17 protein-coding genes and 1 pseudogene are annotated in these 17992 nt (G+C 34.7%); 16 read left to right on the forward strand and 2 right to left on the reverse strand.

Annotation, left to right across the window (positions count from 1 at the left end; genetic code table 11):
- Positions 1-24 precede the first annotated feature (24 nt).
- From LEUM_RS04865 to LEUM_RS04895, 7 genes are all read left to right on the forward strand, one after another.
- Positions 25-1008 carry an aldose epimerase family protein gene (locus tag LEUM_RS04865; protein WP_011679749.1) on the forward strand — a complete coding sequence of 328 codons (984 nt, stop codon included), beginning with the start codon at positions 25-27 and terminating at the stop codon, positions 1006-1008.
- Positions 1009-1010: 2 nt separating this feature from the next.
- A complete protein-coding gene (gene pgmB / locus LEUM_RS04870) occupies positions 1011-1682 on the forward strand; it encodes a beta-phosphoglucomutase (protein ID WP_011679750.1) in 672 nt (223 codons plus the stop codon).
- A 474-nt stretch (positions 1683-2156) separates the two neighbouring features.
- Entirely contained in the window at positions 2157-2282 is a 126-nt protein-coding gene (locus LEUM_RS10915) for a hypothetical protein (RefSeq protein WP_011679751.1), read from the forward strand.
- A gap of 6 nt (positions 2283-2288) precedes the next feature.
- On the forward strand, positions 2289-2555 hold the full coding sequence (locus tag LEUM_RS04875) for a hypothetical protein (RefSeq protein WP_011679752.1): 267 nt from the start codon (positions 2289-2291) through the stop codon (positions 2553-2555).
- Between the two features lie 174 nt (positions 2556-2729).
- Complete coding sequence (gene ribB / locus LEUM_RS04880; RefSeq protein ID WP_049752807.1) at positions 2730-3338, forward strand: 3,4-dihydroxy-2-butanone-4-phosphate synthase; 609 nt, start codon at positions 2730-2732, stop codon at positions 3336-3338.
- An 18-nt stretch (positions 3339-3356) separates the two neighbouring features.
- On the forward strand, positions 3357-3956 hold the full coding sequence (locus tag LEUM_RS04885; RefSeq protein WP_011679753.1) for a lysophospholipid acyltransferase family protein: 600 nt from the start codon (positions 3357-3359) through the stop codon (positions 3954-3956).
- Between the two features lie 1546 nt (positions 3957-5502).
- Positions 5503-5883: a hypothetical protein gene (locus tag LEUM_RS04895; protein WP_011679755.1), complete on the forward strand. Its 381-nt coding sequence runs from the start codon at positions 5503-5505 to the stop codon at positions 5881-5883.
- 483 nt (positions 5884-6366) lie between these two features.
- Here the strand turns inward: LEUM_RS04895 and LEUM_RS04900 are convergent, their stop codons facing one another.
- Positions 6367-7260, reverse strand: a complete 894-nt coding sequence (locus tag LEUM_RS04900; RefSeq protein WP_011679756.1) for a LysR family transcriptional regulator — start codon at positions 7258-7260, stop codon at positions 6367-6369.
- A 142-nt stretch (positions 7261-7402) separates the two neighbouring features.
- Here LEUM_RS04900 and LEUM_RS04905 point away from each other — a divergent pair, with 142 nt between their 5' ends.
- The 5 genes and pseudogenes from LEUM_RS04905 to LEUM_RS04925 all read left to right on the forward strand — a co-directional run bounded on the left by LEUM_RS04905 (position 7403) and on the right by LEUM_RS04925 (position 12451).
- Positions 7403-9031 carry a malolactic enzyme gene (locus LEUM_RS04905; RefSeq protein WP_011679757.1) on the forward strand — a complete coding sequence of 543 codons (1629 nt, stop codon included), beginning with the start codon at positions 7403-7405 and terminating at the stop codon, positions 9029-9031.
- Positions 9032-9047: 16 nt separating this feature from the next.
- Positions 9048-10310 (forward strand): 2-hydroxycarboxylate transporter family protein, encoded by a 1263-nt coding sequence (locus LEUM_RS04910; RefSeq protein ID WP_011679758.1) that lies wholly within the window; start codon positions 9048-9050, stop codon positions 10308-10310.
- A gap of 791 nt (positions 10311-11101) precedes the next feature.
- Positions 11102-11293, forward strand: a pseudogene (locus LEUM_RS04915) (excinuclease ABC subunit A); the annotation flags it as partial.
- 66 nt (positions 11294-11359) lie between these two features.
- The gene (locus LEUM_RS04920; RefSeq protein WP_011679759.1) at positions 11360-11602 is read left to right on the forward strand and encodes a transposase; all 243 of its coding nucleotides are present in this window, start codon (positions 11360-11362) and stop codon (positions 11600-11602) included.
- Positions 11603-11647: 45 nt separating this feature from the next.
- Positions 11648-12451, forward strand: a complete 804-nt coding sequence (locus LEUM_RS04925; RefSeq protein ID WP_011679760.1) for an IS3 family transposase — start codon at positions 11648-11650, stop codon at positions 12449-12451.
- A 176-nt stretch (positions 12452-12627) separates the two neighbouring features.
- Here the strand turns inward: LEUM_RS04925 and LEUM_RS04930 are convergent, their stop codons facing one another.
- Positions 12628-12870, reverse strand: a complete 243-nt coding sequence (locus LEUM_RS04930; RefSeq protein ID WP_011666812.1) for a transposase — start codon at positions 12868-12870, stop codon at positions 12628-12630.
- 203 nt (positions 12871-13073) lie between these two features.
- Here LEUM_RS04930 and LEUM_RS04935 point away from each other — a divergent pair, with 203 nt between their 5' ends.
- The 4 genes from LEUM_RS04935 to LEUM_RS04950 all read left to right on the forward strand — a co-directional run bounded on the left by LEUM_RS04935 (position 13074) and on the right by LEUM_RS04950 (position 17949).
- Complete coding sequence (locus LEUM_RS04935; protein WP_011679761.1) at positions 13074-15107, forward strand: KUP/HAK/KT family potassium transporter; 2034 nt, start codon at positions 13074-13076, stop codon at positions 15105-15107.
- A 119-nt stretch (positions 15108-15226) separates the two neighbouring features.
- The gene (locus LEUM_RS10945; RefSeq protein ID WP_041775239.1) at positions 15227-15439 is read left to right on the forward strand and encodes a hypothetical protein; all 213 of its coding nucleotides are present in this window, start codon (positions 15227-15229) and stop codon (positions 15437-15439) included.
- A 47-nt stretch (positions 15440-15486) separates the two neighbouring features.
- The gene (locus LEUM_RS10860; protein ID WP_011679762.1) at positions 15487-16278 is read left to right on the forward strand and encodes a KxYKxGKxW signal peptide domain-containing protein; all 792 of its coding nucleotides are present in this window, start codon (positions 15487-15489) and stop codon (positions 16276-16278) included.
- Between the two features lie 489 nt (positions 16279-16767).
- Positions 16768-17949, forward strand: a complete 1182-nt coding sequence (locus LEUM_RS04950; protein WP_011679763.1) for an MrcB family domain-containing protein — start codon at positions 16768-16770, stop codon at positions 17947-17949.
- Positions 17950-17992 lie beyond the last annotated feature (43 nt).

The following is a 17992-nucleotide window of genomic DNA, read 5'->3' on the forward strand; positions in this document are numbered from 1 at the left end:
TGCTGTATAGCAGGAAAGGATATCATGAAAGTAGTAGAGAAGGATTTTGGACAATTACCTGACGGAAAAATCGTGACGGCGTTTACCCTAGAAAATATTAAACACACACAGATTACTGCGATTTCGTACGGAGCAACTTGGCAGTCATTTTCCGTTGAACATGATGGTGTCAAACAAGAATTATTAGTACAATTTAATGATTTAGCCACGTATTTAGATAATCCATTCCATTTTGGAAACACAATTGGTCGCGTTGGTGGCCGATTATCAAAAACTGACTATGATATTAATGGGGCACATTTTACATTAACACCAAATGATCATGACAATGTTTTACATTCTGGCATCAATGGCTTTGATGCGGTTAATTGGCACGGTGAAGCAAGAAATTTGGGTACAGCAGCGGAAATTAATTTCACACGTACTTTTGATGATGAATTCGCCGGACAATTAGCTGCCCAAGTAACCTATCGATTGGACGATGAGGATCGTCTAGATATTATATTTAGTGGCGTTTCAACTGAAAATACATTATTCAACCCAATGACGCACGTCTACTTTAATTTAGTTGGTAAGGATCAAGATATCAGTCAGCATAAATTACAAATTGCGTCACATCAACATCTTGAAGTTGATAATCACGCGATTCCAACCGGTAACGTGCTTGATAATCAAAATACAAAATTTGATTTTGCGCATTTGCACGCCTTGGGACAAGAGCATTATGATGATGCTTGGGTATTAGATCCAAGCCGTCAAGGGGAAGGTGTAGGACTAACTTCACCCGATGAAAGTTTGACCTTGACAGTGGATTCAGATCGCAATGGTGTTGTTGTATTCACTGCCAATCCTGACGATAGCAGTGACATTAAAACAGCGCTTGCTATTGAGATGCAGACTTTACCTGATGCGGTTAATCATGAAGGTTTTGGTGATATTGTTTTGCCAGCAAACGAAACAAAAACTTATACCGTAACTTACCAAATTAAAAAAAATGAGGATAAATAAAAATGACTAAATTTTCAGATATTAAAGGTTTTGCCTTTGATTTAGATGGGGTTATTGCTGATACGGCGCGTTTCCATGGCGAAGCTTGGCATCAAACAGCTGATGAGGTTGGCACAACTTGGACACCAGAATTGGCTGAAGGTTTGAAGGGCATCAGTCGCATGGCTTCCTTGCAAATGATTTTGGATGCTGGGGATCATGCCGATGATTTTTCTCAAGCAGATAAAGAAGCATTAGCAGAAAAGAAAAATCATCATTACCAACAACTCATTTCAACATTGACTGAAGATGATATTTTACCTGGCATGAAAGATCTCATTCAATCAGCTAAGGCAGCCGGCTATACAATGTCGGTGGCATCAGCTTCTAAAAACGCACCAATGATTCTAGATCATTTGGGATTGACCAAGTATTTTGTTGGCATTGTTGATCCCGCCACTTTGACAAAGGGAAAACCTGATCCTGAAATCTTCGTTCGTGCTGCGGAAGTCTTACATTTAAATCCAGAAAATGTTATTGGATTGGAAGATTCAGCTGCTGGTATTGTCTCAATCAATGGCGCAGGTGAGACATCACTAGCCATTGGTAACGCAGATGTTTTGTCAGGAGCGGACTTGAATTTTGAGTCTACTTCAGAAGTGACCTTAGCAAATATTGAAGCTAAAATGCAATAGATAACTAAAAAGAGTGTCAGTACATAAAAACACTGACACTCTTTTGTTGTTTTAATTAACATTTGCCACCGTATTGCCCTGCTTGAGTGTGATATCGGTAAAAGTTACGGTATGCGGTGTTGTATGTGATCAACGAGAGCCGTAATAGCTAATTCATCCATCTGTGTAAATTTTTACTGCACAGGTGCTAAAATAGGACGTGCTAATTGGGTTAATTCTGTCCAATCGATGATCACAATTGATAGATTCTCAGAGACAGAAATGCCAACACCTTTTGCACCATTTAGTAATCGAATACTGCTGAGCCAATTGCAGTCGTGAAAGGTTGGGGATTCCCATATATTTTGGAAGCATACAAAACATGAACTGAAGTCCAAGCAGCCATTGCATGGTATATCAATTTTTAAAACCAAAATTCCATCTCAAATGACGTTGACAAGTTGGGAACACATAACTAATTGGTAGAAATGCAAGATGGTAAAAGCTAATCAGTTAGCCAATGCTTTACTGGATGACGTGTTCAAAAGCGATTTGAAAGAAGAATTTATTAGTTTCAAATTATTAGCACAGGAATTTGATGCCTTTAATACCGATGATTAGGGCGTCATGAATAAAAGTCAGCGAAAATGTTCTGACAACAAAGAGGATGAGTTCCGCAAGCGTTTAGCTAATCAGCTTTACAAACATTTGGAACAAATTGAAGATACTTCTTTAAGAGATATTGATAAAAATCTAGTTGAATTGCGAAGGCAATTTAATAAGCAAAATCAACAAAGTAAAGTAAATCAGTCTAAACAAGCGCCTAGCCCCAAGGAAAAAAATTTTGACACATATTCATCAAATAGTAATATGTTGACAAAATCAAAAGATTGATGGCGCAATGCCAATACTTGGGAAAGTTGAACAAGAAAAGGATCAAGTAGATGATGATCACCAAAAATACAGACAATTGTAAATACTCAATGAAATATCAGTATTTCGATAAAAATTATTGATATTTCGGTGTGAATAGAGACAAAAATAAAAGTATGCTTAGGTAGTCAAATAATGGCTGATGTAGAAGAAATTGTTAAATATATGAAAACAGGTGGATTAATCATTCTGGTGGATGATGAAGATAGAGAAAATGAAGGTGATTTAGTTGGCATTGGAGCAAAAATGAGTCCAGAAAATGTAAATTTTATGGTTACACATGCTAGAGGATTACTATGCACTCCTGTTGGAGAGAGTATTACACGCCGTTTAGGTCTTACTCAGATGGTGGCAAATAATACAGAGAGCAATGGAACAAGGTTCACTTTTTCGGTTGATGCTGAGACAGTACATGGCGTTACAACAGGAGTGTCAGCGTTTGATCGTTCAGCAACTATCAGAGTTTTGGCAGATCCATCAAGCACAGAGAAAGATTTTGTTCACTCTGGACATACATTCCCTCTCAAAGCACTTGATGGTGGGTTTGCAGTTCGGAATGGTCATACTGAGGCTGCAGTAGATCTGGCTAAATTAGCAAATGAGGAGCCAGTAGGCGCTATTTGTGAGATTCTAAATGAAGATGGAACAATGGCACGACTACCTCAGTTGCTTACTATGTCCAAAAGGTTTAACTTACCACTACTAAGTATCAAAGAGTTAACCAACTATATGGAAAAAATATAGATGTAGGAGTGTACGTAAATGAGTTTAACAAATACGATTCTTACACAGTTAACAACAAAAACTGTAAGTTTTTTTGTTGGCAACGTAAAAGGTTTAGAGAATCTAAAGTTTAATGGGCCGCGTATAATCATCGCTAATCATAGTAGTTACATGGATCATTTTGTGATTTTATATCTTCTAAAAAAACAAAATCCAAATCAAGCTATTTATTTTTTAACCAAGAAAGAGGCTTTTGAAAAACCATTTTCAAGATGGTGGCATTTATCTTTAAATAGTATATCTGTTGACAGGAGGAAAAACGCCATGTCTTCTATGATGGTTCTAAAAGATAAGCTGATCACTGAAAAGGCAGTCGTTGTCATTTATCCTGAGGGAACTAGAACCCCAACTGGGAATATGTATTTTGGAAAAAATGGCGCAGAAAGTTTATCCTACGTCACGGGAGTTAAAATGATACCAATTGGTATGCATGAAAATTTTGATGTTTTACCTAAGTTTTCAATATTTCCGAATTTTAAAAAGATTAGTGTAGCCGTTGGAAATTCAATCCAAATACCAAAAACCTCCAGAAAATGCTTAGAAGTCAATAAATTGGATTATTTTTATTCAGTTAATTAGGCGACATTTGAAATGCGATTCCGATTATAAAAATTAATATACGACAGCTTTCGGGAATTAACCGGATAAATTTAAATTATGGCAGATTGATAAATATGAAATATTGAATAAGTCATCAAATTTTACAGAAATTCAGTACTATTTTGGCACTTTACAGTCAAAACACTTAAACAGTTAACTTCATTTATAGATATTTGTATTAAAAAGTGATATATACCAATTTAAGTTAACATAAGACTGACTATACAAAGTAACGCAGGGACAGGCTTTCAAGGGCCTGTTTTTTGTTTGTGAAATTGCAAAATTCACAAACTAATTTAAGTACGCATTTTTCTATTTCACAAGCACACATTTTTGACATACTTCACAAGCGACTATGTTTTAGACCAATTGCTGATATTGGAAGCCAAACTAACAATCAAAAAATCATCTACCTGGCTGTCCTTGGGACAGTGTTCGTACGGAAACGTTCCATTCAATTCAATTTAAAATCGTGAAGAGATTTATTTGAAGGCGTACAAAACATAGCCTGACACAAGCAAAAAGTGTTCTCCAATGAAAAAATAAATTTAGCAATCCTAAATTTGCCAATTAAATTATAATTAGGAATTGATAACAACTTAGTTTATAATTATAAAAAAAGCGGGAGTAATTTTGGGAAATATGAAATCACAACGGTAAATGAACTTCTTAAATAAGAGGTGCAGGAAATACCTAAAGGGTAACTGTTTGTCATCGCTTTGATTTGCTCTTATACTAAAAAATAGGATATTTTTATTCAGTCAGTAAAATGAAAGTATAGAAGTATTTTTTATGTCAATTCGTTATTCACAGGATTTTAAAGATTCACTGGTTAATCTTCACAAAAAAACGTTCACTTAAATCAATAGCCGAGGAATTTAGACGTTCAAAGTACTCTATTGCTATTTGTGTCAAACAAGCGACCCTTGTCATGATTAAGGGTCAGTCAAAGACGTTGAAGGATGTCAAAACAATTAGAGAAACGACTTGTTATTTTGGCAAGAAGAAAATTAGATTTTAAAACGAGCGGCCATCTTACTAGACAAAGAATAATCCTTGATGTGAGATAAAAAACAATAAGACAGTATTGGTAGAGGATTCATGAACAAAATGATTCAGGTGAGCTAGAGGGGATATAAAAATGATGATGATTTTACAAAAGTATAGAGTTTTAGTGCGTATTATTGTCTTTATTATTAATATATTAATTTTAGTGATGGCGCTCGTATCTTTTCTGTGGGTCGAAATTAAATTAGATAGCACCTTAACCGATTTAGATATATCATACTTGATTAGCGGATTGACTTTGTTGTTTATTAGTATGAGTTTCAATATTAATTTATATTATCTAACTAAAGAAAAAAGATTTATTTTCGATTGGTTTTTAATATCTTTTGTAATTATTGTTGTTCCGATGCTGTATGTGCTTTTATTTTTGATTATTTAAGGCATTTTGTTTTGACAATGAAATTATTACAGCTAAAAGTTATGTATTTTTAATATGAATAATATGGGAGCCTAATAAGTGAAAAAGATAAATAAAAAGCAAAAATTAATTTTAATTAATAATCAACTAGGAATTAGAGTTATAATGCGCATTATTAATGGGCCGTTACTGTTTTCTATTTCCTTGTATTTAGTTGGAAATGCATTGGCTGTTATTTCATTATCATCATTGTACAAGATAAATCTACCTTTGTTTGCTGGTATTTTGGTTATATTTTTAATGATTGCAGGAATACCGTACATTTTACAATACATTACTAAAAGTGCCATATGGATTCATGATTGGTCAGCAACTTTTATGTATTTTTTTCAGATTCCTAGTATTATCTTTATCATTGTGTTTCAGTTTTCACCTACAGTCATTGGTGAAAGTCTGTTGCAATACTACTTTGGCAAATAACTTCTAATTCTGTATCAAAATTAGAAGTTTTTTGCTTTTGGGGTCTACTTTTTTATAGTTAAAATGGAGTTTCTTAGCAAATACATTGCTAGATTATATTTTTGACAATTACACCGAAAATCATTTTAGTACTTCAAAATTTGATGCATATATTTTCGTTTAATATATTGTAATCATGTAACATTGGGTTATAATTACTGAATAAAAATAGTCCAATTTATTGACTTCTGAACAATATTAGATGGCCTTAATTAACGAATTTGTTTTCAGTATCTATCATGTATATAAATAATTAATTCTTGGAATCTACCATTAACATAATTTCAGAAGAAAAAAGTCAAATATCTTGAAATACTGAACTTTAATTTTATGAGCTAAATAAAAATAGTGCATTTTTCTAGTATAAGAGCACACATCTGTCCGTATTTTAAGTACGCTTACTTGGCACTGTTCTGGTTGACGCCGTTCGCGAGCATGTCAGAATTATGTAAGTGAATATTTGGAAAGAATAGTAAGTAGCATCCTTTCTTCTGAGGTCAGTAGATGATTTTTTCTAAACGCTATGCTACCAACAAATTTAGGTTGATGATCATCCTTTATTGATAATGTAATTATGTCTGGCATTGTTGGTTTAACGATATCAGCTAACAAAGCAATACCAAGATTTTCCGAAATCATATTCATTAAAAAATTAATATCGGACGTTTTCATAAAAAATTTTGGTCTGATATTACCTGTACTAGCAAAATAGGCCATAGCTCGATTATGAATAAAACTAGAATCGAGACCAACAAAGTGTTCGGATTTTAAATCAGAAAAAGATAAACTCTCCTTCTGAGAAAGTGGGTTTTTACTAGAGACGTATATTTTAAAATTGGCTTGAACGAAAGGTTCCTGCAATAACTCATTAGTAACGTCACTATCCAATGAGCCTAATAATGCAATGTCAACATCGCCATCTATTAGTGATTTTTTTAATACATTAGATCCAGCTTCAAAAATGTGCATATTTTGGATATTAAATTGCTTATCAAATTCTTTACTAGCCACTGCAATTTTAGCAAAATAGGCACTCTTTAGCATTGGTGGCAAACCAATTGTTGTACTATGTGACTTTAAGTGATTCAGTTCATGCATGGCAGTTTCTATTTCCGTCGTAATCGAATGGGTGTGTCTATATAATTGTTCACCTGCTGGGGTGAATTTTAGTTCATTTTGTGAGTTTCCTCTTATAACTAACTTACTTTGGAAGTGAGATTCTAAGCGCTTTAAAGCAGTGCTAATAGATGGCTGGCTAACATTAAATGTTTGGGCGACTTTGGTAAAACTTTTTTTTGTATATAATTCATTAAAGTATTTGAAATCTTCTGTTTTCATTAGAAACCCCTTTATATCAATGACAATCATGATGTATATAAAATAAATTTATAGTAAATAGCTAGTTTGACTATAAAACAATTGACCATGTATAGTCAAATATGTTGTTAATTAAAATACAAAATTTTTTGGAGGAAATAACATGACTACAACAGGGTATAGCATTTTGCGTAATCCATTTTTAAATAAGGGAACGGCATTTTCTGCAGCTGAGCGTGAGCAATTGGGCTTAACTGGCACATTACCAAGTCAAGTACAAATGATTGAAGAACAAGCAGAACAAGCTTACAAACAATTTCAGGCGAAAAGTCCTTTACTTGAAAAAAGAACATTTCTTATGAATTTGTTTAATGAAAACGTGACATTGTTCTATCACTTGATGGATCAACATGTTTCAGAATTTATGCCAATTGTTTATGATCCTATTGTTGCAGAGTCTATTGAACAATATAATGAAATTTACACTAATCCTCAAAATGCAGCATTTTTGTCAATCGATCATCCAGAAAATATTGAGAGCTCATTGAAGAGTGTCGCTGATGGCAGAGATATAAAGCTAGTTGTTGTGACTGATGCTGAAGGTATATTAGGCATGGGCGATTGGGGTGTCAATGGTGTTGATATTGCCGTTGGTAAATTGATGGTTTACACAGCAGCAGCTGGAATAGACCCGGCAACAGTATTACCAGTAAGCATTGATGCAGGTACGAATAACAAAATATTATTAGAAAATCCTTTGTATTTAGGGAACAAACATGAACGTATTGCTGGTGAAAAGTATCTTGAATTCATAGATAAGTTTGTAACTGCTGAACAAAAATTGTTCCCAGCATCATTATTGCATTGGGAAGATTTTGGACGTTCAAATGCACAAGTAATTTTGGATAAATATAAAGACAGCATTGCCACATTTAACGATGATATTCAAGGAACCGGAATGATTGTTTTGGCAGGAATATTCGGAGCTCTAAATATATCGAAAGAAAAACTAGTTGATCAAAGATTCCTAACGTTCGGTGCCGGTACAGCTGGTATGGGTATTGTTAATCAGATTTTTTCAGAATTAAAACAAGCTGGGTTATCCGATGCAGAGGCTCGCAGCCATTTCTATCTTGTGGATAAGCAAGGATTATTATTTGATGATACTGAAGATTTAACTGAAGCGCAAAAGGCGTTCACACGTTCAAGAAAGGAACTTGTTAACTCTGAACAATTAGACAATTTGGAAGCAGTGGTCAATGAGATACGTCCAACAGTTTTGATTGGTACTTCAACACAGCCAGGTACATTTACGGAAGCAATTGTAAAATCGATGGCACAAAATACAGAACGCCCAATTATTTTTCCTTTGTCAAATCCAACAAAATTAGCTGAAGCAACTGCAGAAAACTTAATTAAATGGACTGATGGAAAAGCTTTGATAGCAACTGGTATTCCTGCAGCGAATGTTACCTACAAAGGAGTGACATATAAAATAGGACAGGGCAATAACGCGTTGATTTATCCTGGTTTAGGCTTTGGTCTTGTTGCCTCAACTGCTAAGCTGTTAACACAAGAAACAATCTCAGCTGCTATTCATGCATTGGGTGGTCTAGTGGATGCTGATGAACCAGGAGCAGCAGTACTGCCACCAGTTTCAAATCTTACTGAGTTTTCACAAAAGATTGCTGAAATTACAGCACAAAGTGTTCTAAAGCAGGGACTTAATCGTGAAAAAATTGCCGATCCAAAGCAAGCCGTACAAGATGCTAAATGGTCTGCGGAGTACTAATTAGGACTTAAATAATATGACAAAAATAAAAATCAGTGGTGTCAGCTTGCCGTTGTATATTTTGATGCTGGTCATACTTGGTGTCACAATTTCACTCAACAAGCTGCCACTTAATATGCTTGGTTTAACCTTGTTATTGGTTCTACTTGGTCATCTATTCTACTACATTGGCAATATTTTACCAGTTTTCAAATCATATCTTGGTGGTGGATCCGTTTTCACCATTTTCGCTTCAGCTGCTCTAGCAACAAGTGGCATCATACCTTCAAACGTTGTGAATGCTACTAAGACATTTTTAAATAACCAAGGATTACTAGACTTTTATATCGCCGCCTTAATCGTTGGTGCGATTCTAGGAATGAATCGTAACTTATTGCTTAAAGCGGCTGTCAGATTTATCCCAGTATCATTAGCAGCCATGGTTATAGGATTCTTTGCTGTTGGTCTCGTTGGTATGTTACTGGGACTTGGATTCGGGCATTCCGTAATGTTTGTTTCTATGCCAATGATGGCAGGTGGTATAGGTGCTGGAGCGGTGCCACTTTCGCACATTTATGCTCAAGGTTTAGGTGTCAGTTCCGCCTCAATGTTTTCTCAACTAATACCTGCCGTTACCTTAGGGAATGTTCTTGCCGTTATTGGTGCAGCATTAATTGCAAAAGTTGGAGCAAACACAAAACACGATGGCCATGGTGTTTTATTACCAATCAATGAGGACGAGAAAAGTAAACCAATAAAGAATCTAGACGTTACTCGTATCGGAGTTGGCATGATGCTAGCATTTTCGTTCTTCTTGGTTGGCACAATTTTAAATAGTTTTGTTCCAAAAATTCACGCCTATGCTTTTATTATTATCTTAGTTATTATCGCTAAGGCATTTAATTTGATTCCGGATCAGCTTGAAGAGTCAGTAGTCATGTTTAACAAAATTATAATGGGTAACTTGACACACGCAGTATTGGCTGGCATAGGTTTGGCGTTAATTGACTTGAATGTATTGGAACAATCATTGACTTGGAAATTTGTTCTTCTCACGCTTACGAGTGTCGTTGTAATGGGTGTTGCGAGTGCCGTGATTGGAAAGCTATTTGGGCTTTATCCTGTTGAGTCTGCGATTGCTGCAGGAATGGCGGACAATAGTATGGGCGGCACAGGTAATGTGGCGGTATTATCCGCTTCAAATCGAATGGATATGATTGCTTTCGCTCAAATGGGAAATCGAATGGGGGGCGCAATCGTTCTAATTTTGGGAGGAGTATTAATTCATTTTTTGCACTGAAATACCATAATTAAAAATCATATATAAAATAGCCTCTTCAGCAAGAGGCTATACTCTGAATCGTAATGAAAATTACGATTTTTTTATATATTTAATGTTGTGTTCGAAGGATTAAATCAACATTTAGATATCTAAGAACAAAAAAAATTGGTAGCTTCTTTAAAGAGTTAGACGACACTATTGGACTTCGTTATTTTATGTTAGATTTGCTCAAAGAACAGAAAAAGGTTTCAAAGCGGTTAAAAATAAGGTTGCCAAAAAAACTTTCACAAAGTCTTTGGAAGCCTTATTTTAATACCTGTTTTTTAAAATTTCACAAGTGTTTGAGTTTTAGACCAATTGCTATTTTAGGGTGTGTTATATTAGTTAAAGCAATCAAGTTAAGACGGTGGCTATCCTGAATGGAGGTGGCGCTTATGGTGTAAACACTATAAACACACATTCTAGGAAAGGAGAGGCCTTGTGTCCATATCGGACGCGCTACTGGTCATGTTTGCCTTTGGTGGATTCATCATAAGCTTCTGACTTTTGTAGTTTTGTTAATCGAAAAAATTAGCAAAAAAAAATAACCGTCTTATCTTTGGCTGATAACGGTTATTTTTCAAGTAACTAAGATTTAGTCACCGTCGAAACGGGATTGCTAGGAGTCGTAGTTAGCGCTACGGCTCTTTTCTATGTCTTCATTATAGCATAGCTTTTGATTTTGTCACAAATTTAATGTTTTGTTCGCTTGCTTAATCGAACATTTGTTCGTACAATGGATTATACACATTTGTTTTTGGAGGTTGCTGATGGAAAACGTAATCACAACTGAATATGATTATAGCAAAGAAAAGCGTGGCGTGTTCTTTTTAATTGATTCAAAAAGTTTCTACGCCAGTGTTGAGAATGTTGAGCGGGGCTTTAATCCATTAAAGGGCGATTTAGTCGTGATGTCTGAACAAGCGAACACGAATGGTGGTCTAGTCCTAGCGGCGTCGCCTGCTCTTATACTAAAAAAATGGACTATTTTTATTCAGTCCGTAAAATGAAAGTATAGGAGTATTTTTATGTCAATTCGTTATTCACAAGATTTTAAAGATTCACTGGTTAAACTTCACCAAGAAGGACGTTCACTTAAATCATTGGCAGAGGAATTTGGACCTTCAAAAGATTCTATTGCTATTTGGGTCAAGCAAGCTACCCCAGTCATGATTCAGGGTCGGTCAAAGACGTTAAAGGATGTCAAGCAATTAGAAAAGCGTCTCGCTATTTTGGAGGAAGAAAACGAAATTTTATCACGCATAGCCTGACAGGCATTGAGCGGCCATCTTACTAGCCAAAAAATAGTCCGTAATGTGGGATTGCCGCTAGTTAACCAATTTTTAGCACAAGGCTACGCGCTTGTGCGTATTTTAAGTGCACTTAAAATCAAACCTAGTACCTATTACAACTGGCGCCATTGGCAACCCAGTCGACAAGAAAAGCGTAGAGAATCCCTGAAACCTTATATTTTAGACGTTTGGAAAACCTTTAAATTTTATGGTTATCGTCGTATTGCTGCTTATAGTCAACAAACCGACGGTCCGAAAGTATCTGAGTATATGACACTCAAATTGATGCGTGAATTAGGGATTAAATCCCGCATGCAAAAACGTTATCGCAAACCCAAAACTGTTGTGACGGTTGATCAAAAACCCAATCTGATTAGACACTTGCATGATTTGAGCGGTGTTTGGCAAACAGATATCACTTATATTCAGTTGACTAATCACAGATGGGTCTATTTAGCGACCGTTTTGGATCCTGAGAAGAGAAAAGTATTGGGCTATAAAATTGGCGATACAATGACAGCCGAGCTAGCCACAAGTGCCTTACAGATGGCGTTAGATAAGCATCGAAAGCCATTAATTATTCATTCAGATATGGGGTCACAATACACGAGTGCTGAGTTTAATATTAAATGCCAAAATTATGGCTTGAAACATTCATATTCACTCAAAGGCCATCCGTACGATAATGGCCGTATGGAAGCGTTTCATTCAATATTGAAGCGTGAAGAGGTGTATCTGAAGGCATACCAAACATTAACTGAAGTCCAAGCAGCCATTGGTTGGTATATCAATTTTTATAATCGCAATCGTATCTCAAATGTTGCCTAAGTAACTGAATAAAAATAGTCCAATTTATTGACTTCTGAGCAATAGGTACTAGGTTTGATTTTAAGTGCACTTAAAATACGCACAAGCGCGTAGCCTTGTGCTAAAAATTGGTTAACGAGCGGCAATCCCACATTACGGACTATTTTTTGGCTAGTAAGATGGCCGCTCAATGCCTGTCAGGCTATGTGTGATAAAATTTCGTTTTCTTCCTCCAAAATAGCGAGGCGCTTCTCTAGTTGCTTGACGTCTTTTAAAGTCTTTGACTGACCCTTGATCATGATTGGGGTAGCTTGTTTAAGCCAAATAGCAATAGAATCTTTCGACGGACCAAATTCTTCTGCTAATGATTTAAGTGAACGGCCTTCTTGGTGAAGTTTAACCAATGAATCTTTGAAATCTTGTGAATAACGAATTGACATAAAAATACTCCTATACTTTCATTTTACGGACTGAATAAAAATAGTCCATTTTTTTAGTATAAGAGCAAAAAAAATGCGAAGTTGTTTTGGTAACAAGTTAATTTACATTAAATAAATTAATAATAGAAAAATGATGCAATATTTTTTGTATTGTGCAATAATACTGGTTGAGTTAAAAATAAACAGTATTGGAAGTTATAAAAATGTTAAAAGAAAATCAGTCAAAGTGGTCTTCGGCTGGTGCACTAATTGCAATAGGCATAGTATTTGGTGATATTGGAACTTCGCCATTATATACAATGAATTCTATCTTGAATAGTGCAAAAAGCGCCCATAATCTTGACACTTTTGTTATTGGTTCTGTTTCATTAGTATTTTGGACTTTAATGTTAATTACTACTATTAAGTACGTTATCATAGCTTTGCAAGCTGACAACCATGGTGAGGGTGGTATCTTTGCTCTATACAGCAGAGTTAAAAAACCTAATAAAAAATGGCTATTATTACCAGCTTTAATTGGTGGGGCAGCTTTGTTAGCCGACGGAACATTGACTCCAGCAGTTACAGTTACTACAGCTATAGAGGGCTTAAAGGGGCAAGGGATAGGCGAATTTATTTTTCCAAATAATCAAACCATAGTTTTGTTTGTAGTGACTGTGATTTTATTAATTGTTTTTACATTCCAAAAAGCTGGTACAAAAAAAATCGGAAAAATTTTTGGACCCGTCATGCTTACTTGGTTCTTGTTTATTGGTTTTTTTGGTCTAGTTAACATCTTTAGTGATCTATCAATCCTTAAAGCTCTGTCACCAACATATGCCATTGCTGTTCTATTTAGTCCTGAGAACAAGACTGGAATTTTTATTTTAGGAAGCGTTTTTTTAGCTACTACTGGTGCTGAAGCGCTATATTCTGACATGGGTCATGTTGGTAAGCATAACATTTATGTTAGTTGGATTTTTGTCTACACCATGCTAATCCTGAATTATATGGGACAGGGTGCCTGGATTATGTCTCATGCTAATCAAGAAAATCTGTTGATGCAATCGTCTAATCCATTTTTCGAGATTTTACCAAGTGGGTGGCGGATTTTTGGAGTGGTAATGGCCGCTTTAGCAGCAATCATTGCTTCTCAAGCTCTCATTTCTGGGGCATACACTTTAGTCAGTGAAGCCATTAATTTAAAGGTCATTCCTCGTTTGCGTACTTTTTACCCTAGTGAAGCAAGAGGGCAAATGTACATTGGTACTGTGAACTGGCTACTATGCATTATAGGTTTGATTATTGTATGGGCATTCCAAACTTCTCATAACATGGAAGCTGCTTATGGACTTTCAATCACAATAACAATGCTGATGACAACGTTGTTACTGTATCAATTTATTAAGCAAGAAATGAAAAATAAAATTTTGGCTTTCTTTTTTGTGGTCATCTTTGGAATGATTGAAACCGTATTTTTGATAGCAAGTCTTGGTAAATTTTTACATGGTGGTTATGCAACATTGATTATAATGGTTGCTATTTTAAGCGTTATGATGATTTGGTTTTATGGTAATAAACGTCGTGAGGCCATATCTCAACAAAATGATTATCTTTCTTTAAAAGATTACAGAAAACAACTTATTAATTTGTCGAAAGATAATGAAGAGCCAATCTTTGCTTCGAATTTAGTTTATATTGTAAATATTCATCAAAACTACATGCTAAAAAGAAACATCATATACTCTATTCTAGGCTCAAAACCTAAAAGAGCTGAAACATACTGGTTTGTTACTATACGCTCATCAAACGATCCGTATGAAAAAAGCTATTCAGTCGATATGTTGGGTACTAACAATATCGTACATGTTACGTTAAACATTGGATTTAAAGTTGAACCACAAGTCAACATGTACATGAAGCAAATTGCCAATAATCTTGTTAAACAAAATATTATAAAACCACAGTTTCCTAAATATACGCTTAATAAGCGAGGAACTGTTGGAGAATTTAAGTATATTATGGCGAATCAAAATTATGAAGATTTACTTAATCTACCAGACATTCATACTTGGGACCGCTTTATTATATCTGGTAGATTATGGCTGCAATCACATACTGTTAAACCAAGTAGTTTTTATGGGCTAGAAGTGAGTGATGTACTGGAAGAAACAGTGCCATTATTTATTAAAGATTCAAACAAAAGTAAAATTAAACTTATTCAAAATGAGGTTAAAAATGTCATCAAGCCTGAATAAAATTAAAATCAAATTTTATTAATTTGAGTTAGTGGCTGGGCTGACAGGATTGCTGTTCAGTAAATTTAATAGAAAGGTTAAAAGGCTGATTAAATAATCAGTCTTTTTTAGTTGTTACAATGACACAAAAAATGATTTATTTTAGCTTTATGTTTGGGGTTTGGCTCGTCTATATTGGGTCTATGCTCCCTATATTTTTACTCTTTATGAGTTTGGGTCAATCACTACATGTCGCTATGATAGTTGCCAGTGTTTTGACTTTTTTATTTATTATCGTTCAACGAACCTTTAGAGGTTTACATTTAATCAATCAAGTACAAAAGAATATTTGAGAGAAAGGGTAGGCTACTAAATTAGTAGCCTTTTTTATTTAAAAATTATGCAAAATTCAAAAACGTATAAATTATACAAATCTGGTAAGCTCTGGGTTGTTGGGGCGGTTGCAGTAGCTGGTGTTGCTGTGAGTGCTAACACTACACAAGTCAGTGCCGATACGGTTTCAAATGCTGATGCACAAGCTGTTAAAACTACTGATGCCACGCAAAATGACAAGCAAGCTCAATTAACTGCTTCATCAACTGATACAGCTACGGACAAAGCGACAACTGATGATCCCACTAAATCTGCGACCGTTTCTTCAACTGCTGAAAAAAGCACAGTGCCAACAACTGCTGGTACAAGTGTCACGCAAGACCAAGCATCTGATGCAGTTGATAAGGCACAAGATACAGTAAAAGATGATGCTAAAACTGCATCTAATGCTGGTGTTGATGTCACAACTGGTAAAACAACTGATGTCACAATCAGTGATGACGACGCTTCATCAAAAACAGATGAGGTTTTATCTGATTTGAATAAGCAAGACCAAGCTGTTAAAGATGCCACGGCAAAACAACAAGCAAACGATCAGGCTTATCAAACGGCAACTACTGAAAAAACTGATGCCACTAAGCAAGGTCAAGCAGATTTGGACAATGCCACATCAGACCTTGATAAACAAGTTGATACTACTGAAAAAGCTGGTATTAAGGTAAACGTTGAAGTCGCACAATCTTCACCTGAATATAAGGACTTGTCTGGATTAGAGGGTCAAGATTTGTTAGACGCAATGGCCTTAAAGTATAAACTTATAAGCATAAGGTGTGAAACAGGAGTTGAAATACTTCTGTAACATTCCTTGTGCTTATTCTTTTTGTCAAATACAAATAATTAATAAGAAAGTATTAACATTGAAAATAAGCACAAAAAACACAACTAGATTTACTAGCTGTGTTTCAGTACATTGAAAACTAAATATACTCTTGATTGATAAAATAATGCCTTCGACAACGTTATTAATGAGAATCAAAATTTAAAGTTATTTTCAATAACCTAATTTTATATGATTATCAACGATCAATCAAGCGCAGGTACAGAGAGAAAAGTCTGGTACTGTGTTGAAGAAAATCATAAGACCGATGAGATGAGCACTTATAGTGGCATATAAGTTGCGCCTAAGGCTTATGTCGTGGAATATCATAGGTGAGTGAAAAACTAAAAAATAAAAAGTGAGTTAATTAATAAAAAGAATGATATGAAACGTGCTATTTATTTGAATGTCTCTATTATTACAAAACATATTGTTCTACAATATTCATAAAGTATATTATGGGGAAAATAGATGACAATACGTGACATATTAGAGAAAATTCTAAATAACTATTTACAAGAAAAAGACAAGTCTTTCAAAAATAACGAATTTGCTAGACTTTTGAGAAGTGGATTAAAAGAGGCAGTAAGTGATGATTTTCTAGCTGGAAATATCAGAACAAAGGGATCAGCAGGGAAAGGGAATTGGGCTACAGTTCCATGGATTGGTTTATTTGATGCAGCTATATCTACTTCTGCAACAAAAGGATTTGATATTGTTTACTTGTTTTCACCAGATATGAGTAGTGTTTATTTATCACTGAATCAAGGGTGGACCTTCTTTAATGATACGTACGGTAGAAATGAAAAAAACAACATTAGCAAAGTTTCAAGATATTGGCAAAGTACACTAGCTAATAGAACAGATCGTATGACAACTGAACCTATTGATCTAACTAGTTCTTTACAAAATAAAAATAACTTAGTATCAGGTTATGAATTAGGAAATATTTTTAGTATCAAATATGATAGTGATAATTTACCCGATAACGATCAACTATTAATTGACTTAAAAGATATGTTGTTTTGTTTAAATGAAATTAAAGCTGATTTAATTAATGAAAAAAATCTTCAGCAAAATATTGACTATATACTATCATTAGATTTGAACTTGAATCCATTGTTGAATAACAATAACATTAAAAAAATAGCTAAAAAAATACCAAAAATCGAGCTGACAGAAACTGACTCAAAAGTAAAAGAACCAGATAAAAAAGGCCGTACAATTGATTACGATGCACTCCAGAAACAGAACTCAATGATTGGATTTTTGGGCGAGGAAATTGTTTTGAAGTACGAAAAGAATATATTAAGTAATGTTCCTGATTTATCCCAAAGAATTGAACACGTTTCCCAAACTAAAGGAGACGGCTTAGGGTATGATATTCTTTCTTTTGATAGCCAAGGAAATGAAATTTTTATTGAAGTAAAGACCACTACTCAAGGCAAAAACACACCATTTTATATGACTAGCAACGAAGTGAATTTTGCAAACAAGCATCCTGATAATTATTTCCTATATAGAGTATATAATTTCGGTAATTTAGTAGAAATGAATAATATTGAATTCTTTAAAATAGCTGGCAGCCAAATGAAGAATATTGATTTGCAACCAGTAAGCTTTATGGCAAGTGCCAATTATATTGGTAGTTAATTTACGCAATATTGATATAACAAAATACATTTAATGTTAGATG

This window comes from Leuconostoc mesenteroides subsp. mesenteroides ATCC 8293 (assembly GCF_000014445.1).
In the GTDB taxonomy this organism is placed as follows: domain Bacteria; phylum Bacillota; class Bacilli; order Lactobacillales; family Lactobacillaceae; genus Leuconostoc; species Leuconostoc mesenteroides.

Bases quoted from the DNA above. Each gene is read 5' to 3' on its own strand.
- LEUM_RS04865 (WP_011679749.1), top strand. From the start codon at position 25: ATGAAAGTAGTAGAGAAGGATTTTGGACAATTACCTGACGGAAAAATC.
- pgmB (WP_011679750.1), top strand. From the start codon at position 1,011: ATGACTAAATTTTCAGATATTAAAGGTTTTGCCTTTGATTTAGATGGG.
- LEUM_RS10915 (WP_011679751.1), top strand. From the start codon at position 2,157: ATGGTAAAAGCTAATCAGTTAGCCAATGCTTTACTGGATGACGTGTTC.
- LEUM_RS04875 (WP_011679752.1), top strand. From the start codon at position 2,289: ATGAATAAAAGTCAGCGAAAATGTTCTGACAACAAAGAGGATGAGTTC.
- ribB (WP_049752807.1), top strand. From the start codon at position 2,730: ATGGCTGATGTAGAAGAAATTGTTAAATATATGAAAACAGGTGGATTA.
- LEUM_RS04885 (WP_011679753.1), top strand. From the start codon at position 3,357: ATGAGTTTAACAAATACGATTCTTACACAGTTAACAACAAAAACTGTA.
- LEUM_RS04900 (WP_011679756.1), bottom strand. From the start codon at position 7,260: ATGAAAACAGAAGATTTCAAATACTTTAATGAATTATATACAAAAAAA.
- LEUM_RS04905 (WP_011679757.1), top strand. From the start codon at position 7,403: ATGACTACAACAGGGTATAGCATTTTGCGTAATCCATTTTTAAATAAG.
- LEUM_RS04910 (WP_011679758.1), top strand. From the start codon at position 9,048: ATGACAAAAATAAAAATCAGTGGTGTCAGCTTGCCGTTGTATATTTTG.
- LEUM_RS04920 (WP_011679759.1), top strand. From the start codon at position 11,360: ATGTCAATTCGTTATTCACAAGATTTTAAAGATTCACTGGTTAAACTT.
- LEUM_RS04930 (WP_011666812.1), bottom strand. From the start codon at position 12,870: ATGTCAATTCGTTATTCACAAGATTTCAAAGATTCATTGGTTAAACTT.
- LEUM_RS04935 (WP_011679761.1), top strand. From the start codon at position 13,074: ATGTTAAAAGAAAATCAGTCAAAGTGGTCTTCGGCTGGTGCACTAATT.
- LEUM_RS10945 (WP_041775239.1), top strand. From the start codon at position 15,227: ATGACACAAAAAATGATTTATTTTAGCTTTATGTTTGGGGTTTGGCTC.
- LEUM_RS10860 (WP_011679762.1), top strand. From the start codon at position 15,487: ATGCAAAATTCAAAAACGTATAAATTATACAAATCTGGTAAGCTCTGG.
- LEUM_RS04950 (WP_011679763.1), top strand. From the start codon at position 16,768: ATGACAATACGTGACATATTAGAGAAAATTCTAAATAACTATTTACAA.